Origin of the sequence: Streptomyces silaceus, assembly GCF_001419745.1 — a bacterium.
Taxonomy (GTDB): domain Bacteria; phylum Actinomycetota; class Actinomycetes; order Streptomycetales; family Streptomycetaceae; genus Streptomyces; species Streptomyces silaceus.
Map to the genome: position 1 here is coordinate 1 of NZ_LIRJ01000501.1, position 5,084 is coordinate 5,084.

The 5,084-nt window shown below is 73.8% G+C and carries 5 protein-coding genes; 3 read left to right on the top strand and 2 right to left on the bottom strand.

All coding sequences use genetic code 11. The features are described from left to right. The coding region (locus AOK22_RS35320; protein ID WP_055702789.1) for an ABC-F family ATP-binding cassette domain-containing protein at positions 1–1,528 on the top strand (1,528 nt) is incomplete at its 5' end. Positions 1,529–1,541: 13 nt separating this feature from the next. On the opposite strand, the gene AOK22_RS35325 is transcribed toward AOK22_RS35320, so the two are convergent. After that, positions 1,542–2,762, bottom strand: a complete 1,221-nt coding sequence (locus tag AOK22_RS35325) for a cation:proton antiporter (protein ID WP_055702790.1) — start codon at positions 2,760–2,762, stop codon at positions 1,542–1,544. A gap of 101 nt (positions 2,763–2,863) precedes the next feature. On the opposite strand from AOK22_RS35325, the gene AOK22_RS35330 reads away from it, so the two are divergent. Then, the gene (locus AOK22_RS35330) at positions 2,864–3,766 is read left to right on the top strand and encodes a PrsW family intramembrane metalloprotease (RefSeq protein ID WP_055702791.1); all 903 of its coding nucleotides are present in this window, start codon (positions 2,864–2,866) and stop codon (positions 3,764–3,766) included. Between the two features lie 11 nt (positions 3,767–3,777). On the opposite strand, the gene AOK22_RS35335 is transcribed toward AOK22_RS35330, so the two are convergent. Further along, complete coding sequence (locus AOK22_RS35335; protein WP_055702792.1) at positions 3,778–4,218, bottom strand: nuclear transport factor 2-like protein; 441 nt, start codon at positions 4,216–4,218, stop codon at positions 3,778–3,780. 124 nt (positions 4,219–4,342) lie between these two features. On the opposite strand from AOK22_RS35335, the gene AOK22_RS35340 reads away from it, so the two are divergent. Next, positions 4,343–5,084, top strand: a 742-nt coding sequence (locus tag AOK22_RS35340; RefSeq protein WP_055702793.1) for a TetR/AcrR family transcriptional regulator, incomplete at its 3' end; no start/stop codon positions are given.

Here is a 5,084-nt window from a genome sequence, read left to right on the forward strand (position 1 = left end):
CCCCGGCGACCGCATCGGCCTGGTCGGCCGCAACGGCGCCGGCAAGACCACCCTCCTGAAGATCCTCGCGGGCCAGGCGTCCCCCGCGGACGGCACCGTCACCCGCGCCGGCTCCGTCGGCCACCTCGCCCAGGACCCGGGCGCCGCCGACCCCGCCGTCACCGTCACCGACCGCATCCTGTCGGCCCGCGGCCTGGACGAGGCGGTCGCGGCGCTGCGTACCGCCGAGACCGCCATGGCGAGCGCCGGGGGACCGGCCGCGCAGGAGCGGGCGATGGCCGCCTACGCCCGCGCGGACGACCGGTTCCAGGCGCGCGGCGGCTATGCCGCGGAGGCCGAGGCCGCGCGCGTCGCCGCCGGGCTCGGGCTGCCCGAGCGGGCGCTGCACCAGCCCGTCGGCGCGCTGTCGGGCGGCCAGCGGCGCCGCGTCGAGCTCGCCCGGATCCTGTTCTCGCGGCACGGCACCCTGCTCCTGGACGAGCCGACCAACCACCTCGACGCCGACTCGGTGGGCTGGCTGCGCGGTTTCCTCGCCGGGTACCCGGGCGGCCTCGTGCTCATCAGCCACGACACCGGCCTCCTCGCCGACACCGTCAACCGCGTCTTCCACCTCGACCCGGCGCGCGCCGCGCTCGACGTGCACAACACCGGCTGGCGGGCCTACCTCGCGCAGCGTGCCGCGGACGAGCGGCGGCGCGCCCGCGAGCGCGCCAACGCCGAGCGCAAGGCCGCCTCGCTGCGTGCCCAGGCCGACAGGATGCGCTCCCACGTCGCCACGGCCACCGCCGCGAAGAACATGGAGCGCCGCGCCGACCGGCTGCTCGCGGGCGCCGAACCGGTGCGCCGGCGCGAGAAGGTCGCGCGGATCCGGCTGCCCGAGCCCGCGCCGTGCGGCCGGATGCCGCTCGGCGCCATCAGCCTCACGAAGGCGTACGGCTCCCAGCGCGTCCTCACGGGCGTCGACCTGGCCGTCGACCGGGGCAGCCGTCTGGTCGTCCTCGGGCTCAACGGCGCGGGGAAGACCACCCTGCTCAGGCTGCTGGCCGGCCGCGAACTCCCGGACGGCGGACGCGTGGTCGCCGGTCCGGGCCTGCGGCTCGGGTACTTCGCGCAGGAGCACGACACCCTGGACGGCGCGAGGACCGTGCGCGAGAACCTCGCCGCCGCGGCGCCGCAGCTCGATGACGGTGAGGTGCGGGGCGTCCTCGGGGCCTTCCTGTTCCGCGGGGACGACGTCGACAAGCCCGCCGGGGTGCTCTCCGGCGGCGAGAAGACCCGGCTCGCGCTGGCCGGACTCGTCCACTCCGGCGCGAACGTCCTGCTCCTCGACGAGCCCACCAACAACCTCGATCCGGCGTCCAGGGACGAGGTGCTGGCCGCCGTGGGGACGTACCCCGGGGCCGTCGTGATGGTCACGCACGACGAGGGCGCGATCGACGCGCTGCGGCCCGACCGGGTCCTGCTGCTCCCGGACGGCGCGGAGGACCTGTGGAGTCCCGACTACCGGGGGCTGGTCGGGCCGGCCTGAGCCCGGTACCTGGTCACCAGGACTCGGTGCCGCTCACCGGCCGCGGCGGCGCCGTCACCTCGCTCCCGCTCCTCGCGCGCAGCCTCAGCGCGAGGAGCGGGAAGACGAGGACCGACACCATGCCCGCGCCGACCAGCGCCGCCGCCTCGCCCGCGGTCAGTGCCTTCTCGTCCAGGCCGATCGTCGTGATCGCGACGACGAGCGGCAGCGCCGTCGAGCTGTAGAGCGTCAGCGCGGTGCGGTCGGTGCGGGCCAGGTCGCGCGGGGCGAGCACGTACACGGGCAGGCCGCGTACGACGAGGAAGAGCAGCAGGAAGACCGGGAGCAGGAGCAGCGCACGCCCGCCGTCCAGCAGCGCCTTCAGGTCGAAGTCGATGCCCGTCACGATGAAGAACACCGGGACCAGGAAGCCGAACCCCATCGCCTCGATCCGGCCGAGGATCAGTTCGCTGCTCTCGGGGGCCGCGCCCTGGAGGACGAGCCGGGTGAGCAGGCCCGCCGCGAAGGCGCCGAGGAGCGTGTCGAGCCCGAAGGCGTGCGACAGGCCGAGCATCGCCGCGAGGAGCAGCATCACGAACCGCACGGCGAACTGGGCGCTGCTGTGCAGGGTCCTGGCGATGACGTCGGCGAACCACGGCCGGCGCGGGCGCAGCGCCCAGCACACGGCGGCCGCCGTGACCGCGGCGAAGGCGGCGAGCAGCGCCGTGGACCTGCCCGGGTGGCCGCTGCCGCTCAGGAGCACCGTCATCGCGATGATCGGGCCGAACTCGCCGACCGCGCCGAACGCCATCATCACCGTGCCGAAGCGGCCCTTGAGGTCGCCGGAGTCGCGCAGGATCGGCAGGACCGTGCCGAGCGCCGTGCTGGTCAGCGCGGTGCCGATGACGAAGCTCTTGGTCACCGCGCCACCGCTGAGCGCGAAGGCCGTGCCGAGGCCCAGGGCGAGCGCGGCCAGCCAGGCCCGCACCGAACGGCGCAGCGTGTCGCCGCGGACCGTCGCGAACTCGATCTCGTACCCGGCGAGGAAGATCAGCATCGAGAGACCCAGGTCGGAGAGGGTGTCGATGGTCGCGTCGTGGTGGGCGATCCCGAGGACGTCGGGGCCGATCACGATGCCGAGGACGATCTCGAAGATCACCAGGGGGACGGGGAGCCGGCGGCCGAGCGCGTAGCTGAGGAGCGGGGCGAGGACCGCGATGGCCATGATCAGGATGAGGGTCCCCGGCTGCGACATAAGGAGTTATTTAGCATAAAGTCGGTCAAAGTTCGTGAAGCAGGCAGGTCGGCTGATGCCGTGAGGACGGGCTGGAAGGGGTTCCGGTGAGTCTGGGTCAGATGCGGGACGGCGGCGGCGGTGGCGGTGTCGCCCCGCAGATGACGCCCGGACTGTGGAAGCGGTGCCTGTGGGGCGGGCTCGGCCTGTGGCTGCTGACCGCCGTCATCACGTACGCCACCAAGAACACCAACCTGCTGCCCACGCTGATCCTGCTCGGCAGCTTCCTGGTGCCCGGCGTCTTCGTCCTGTGGGCCTACGAGCGCTACGGCCGCGACCTCGGCCTGAGCGTGCTGCTCAACTGCTTCGTGGTGGGCGGCGTGCTGGGCGTGCTCGGCGCGTCCGTCATGGAGTACTACCTGCTGCACCCCTCGCTGTGGATCTTCGTGGGCGTCGGGCTCATCGAGGAGGCGGTCAAGCTCGCCGCGCTCATGGTCGTCCTGCGGCGCTTCCGGCGGGTCCGGGGGATGCGGGCCGGGCTGGTGCTCGGCGCCGCGGTGGGGTTCGGCTTCGCCGCCTTCGAGAGCTCCGGGTACGCCTTCAACGCCGTGCTCAGCCTGGACGGCCTCGATCTGCGGTCGCTGCTGGAGACCGAGATCCTGCGGGGGCTGCTCGCCCCCTTCGGGCACGGGCTGTGGACGGCCATCGCGGGCGGCGTCCTGCTCCGGTTCCGGGAGCCGGGCGGCCGGTTCCGCTTCCCGGGCGCCGTCGTCGCCACGTATCTCGGCGTCTCGTTGCTGCACGCGCTGTGGGACTCGATGCACGGCATCGCCGTCTGGCTCGTCGTCATGATCACGAGTACGGGCCTGGACCGCTCGCTCTTCGCCCAGGGCTACATCCCCGAACCCACCGCCGAACAGAAGCACCTGTTCACGCTCTTCTCGGTGGGCGGCCTGGTGCTGATCTCCCTGGTGGGCGTGGCCTGGCTCCGCTCACTGGCCCGCGCGGAGCGCGCCTCCCGCTGACCGGGGGCTGCTCATCGGGCCGACGGGCCGGAGGGCTGCTCCGACGGCTTCGCGTCGCGGAGCGTCCGGCAGAGCTGGTGCGAGCCGCGCATCCGGCCGTCCGGGGTGAACCGCGCGATCATCTGGATCTCCATGTCGATCACCCGGCCCTTGCGGTCGCGTACGTGGAGCGTGAGCCGGGCGGCGATCCGGTCGCCGTCCGCCAGCGCCTCCTGCACGTCGAAGCGGTAGGTGCCGCCGCCCAGCCTCTTGCGCACCGGGGGCAGATGGGCGAGGAGCCTGTCCCAGTCGAGGCGTACGCCGTCGGAGATCTGCACGATGTCCCGCGTGTAGTAACGCTCCATCAGCTGCGTGAAGTCGTCGTCCGGGTCGAGGAGGGCGAGCTCGTCGTTGAAGCCGGTGAAGAAGTCGGTGACGAACTGCTCGGGGGCGGTGCTCCTGAGGGGTGCCATGGCGTTCGCGGTCTCCTTGCCTTGCTCGAAGGGCGGGCGGCTCTGAGGCGGTGGAGCGGGCTACGAGATCTCTTACAGCTCTGTAAGATATGCAGCCCGGCCAACTCTGACAAGGGTGTAAGAAATGACGGAGTCCCCCGCGCCCGGACCCGCCCGGCGGCCCACCCGCCGCCGCGCCGACGCCGAACGCAGCCGGGCCGCCGTGCTCGACGCGGCGATCCGGCTCCTGGGCGAGCGGCCGAGCGTCGGCATGGAGGCCGTCGCCGCGGCGGCCGGCGTGACCCGGCAGACCGTGTACGCCCACTTCGCCTCCCGGGACGCCCTGCTGGCGGCGGTCGTCGACCGGCTCACGGAGCGGACCATGGAGGCGATGGACGCCGCCGCGATCGACGAGGGGCCCGCGGCGGACGCGCTGGTACGGCTGCTCGACGCCGCCTGGCGGACCTTCGAGGAACACCCGTTCGTGCTGCGGATCGCGGCGGACCCGGCGTCCGCGGGGACATCCCGGGCGAGGGCCCGCGCGACCACGCGCGACGGGGCCGGGGACGAGGCCCACGAGACCACGTGCGACGGGTCCGGGGACGAGGCCCACGAGACCACGCGCGGCGGGTCGGGGGACGAGGCCCGTGAGGCCGACCGCGCTCGCCACGAGCCGGTCGCCGAGCGGTACGAGCGCCTCATCCGGCGCGGGCAGGCGGCGGGCGAGTTCGACGCCGAGGTCCCGGCGGACTGGCTGGTCGCCGCGACGATCGCGCTCGGCCACGCGGCGGGCGAGCAGGTGACCTCGGGCGGCATGCCGCCGGCACGGGCCGCGGAGACGCTCCGGGTGAGCGTGCTGCGGGTGCTCGGGGCGCGGGTGCCCGGGG